At 47.9% G+C, this 1,575-nt stretch carries 1 protein-coding gene; it reads left to right on the forward strand.

Annotation, left to right across the window (positions count from 1 at the left end):
* Window positions 1–340: 340 nt before the first annotated feature.
* On the forward strand, window positions 341–1,159 hold the full coding sequence (gene ppk2 / locus ACSZPU_RS25630) for a polyphosphate kinase 2 (protein WP_499004421.1): 819 nt from the start codon (window positions 341–343) through the stop codon (window positions 1,157–1,159).
* Window positions 1,160–1,575: the final 416 nt, after the last annotated feature.

A 1,575-nucleotide genomic window follows, 5' to 3' on the forward strand; every position in this document is an offset into this window, starting at 1 on the left:
CCTCATTTCTCGCTGCCGTCCAGATCAGATGCATCGCTCTCTGGGCTAAAATCTTGTGACGACACTATCTAACGAAAAAATCGTTTTTTTCATACCACAACCACTTGTTAATAGAATGCAACACGCATTATCGACCATTCGTTAAGTGTGAGCTAGCTCAAACTCTCTTACTGGCATATTCATCCATAGATTCAGTTCAGGCTGTGAATGTATTCCCGCATTGTGCGGCTTTTCGGGAAGTGACTGAAATGCCTTGTCACCAGTAATTTTCGCGCACTCCGGATCCGGCAATTACACTTTCTTATGTATCCCGTCATTTATTTGAAAGAGGTAGAGATTCATGGGAAAAAAGAAAAACACCGGCACCATCTCTGACGCACCTCATGGTGCGCCGCTGAAAACCAAAGAATATGAGAAAGAGTTACGTCGCCTTGACGTTGAGTTGGTCAAACTCCAGCGTTGGGTGGTCAGCAAAGGGCTCAAGGTGTGTATCGTCTTTGAAGGGCGTGATGGCGCTGGCAAAGGCGGCACGATTAAAGCCATTACCGAACGCGTGAGCCCGCGCGTTTTTCGTGTGGTTGCCCTGCCCGCACCGACCGAGCGCGAAAAGAGCCAGCTTTACCTGCAACGTTATCTTCCTTATCTGCCGGCCGCGGGTGAAATCGTCATCTTTGACCGTAGCTGGTACAACCGCGCCGGGGTCGAGCGCGTCATGGGCTTCTGCACGATGGAACAGGTGGAGAAGTTTCTGGAAAGCACTCCGATGATGGAGCGCGCCATGGTCGAGTCAGGCATTATCTTGTTGAAATACTGGCTGGAAGTGACGCCAGAAGAGCAAGAACGCCGTCTGCGCGACCGCGTGAACGATGGCCGTAAAACCTGGAAGTTGTCACCGATGGATATCAAGTCGTTCGATCGCTGGGATGATTACACCGTCGCGCGCGATGCCATGTTCGAAGCCACCGATACCTCGTGGGCACCGTGGTTTGTCGCCCGCTCGGAAGACAAAAAACGCGTACGCTTAAATATCATTACCCACCTGTTAACGCAGGTGCCTTATGAGGATATCCCGCTCGACCCGGTGGAATTCCCGAAACGTAAAATTGGCAAGATCAAACCCACCCATTTTCCGTTCCGTATTATTCCCGAACCGTTCTGAGTTATTTTCTTGCTGCATCGGTGATCACTGCCGATGCAGTCCTGTTTATTTCATTAGTTTCTTTTTACTGGAATTTGTCTCGCAGAAGATAAATTACCAGGCGGTTCAGTATTGTTTTTTATTTAGGGGGATTGATAATGCAATCATCATTCACAAGGAGGCGAACATGAAATCTCACCCACAGCAAAACGAAGTATCAATATCCCTGCGCAATTTGCGTCAAATCAATATCGCTACGCACAACTTCTTAATAGTCTTTTCTGGCGAGTTTATTCACCTCTAAATATTTACCCCTAAAGAGGTGGTATTTCATCGTGATTTATTAGTAGGCATATTGTGTAAAGCGCGAATTCAGATAATAAGTGCAACGCTCGGACATGATTGTGGAGAGTGTAGGAGGAAGGGTTAACTACCGA

This window comes from Phytobacter sp. V69, assembly GCF_965644215.1.
GTDB lineage: Bacteria > Pseudomonadota > Gammaproteobacteria > Enterobacterales > Enterobacteriaceae > Phytobacter.

Bases quoted from the DNA above. Each gene is read 5' to 3' on its own strand.
- ppk2 (WP_499004421.1), top strand. From the start codon at position 341: ATGGGAAAAAAGAAAAACACCGGCACCATCTCTGACGCACCTCATGGT.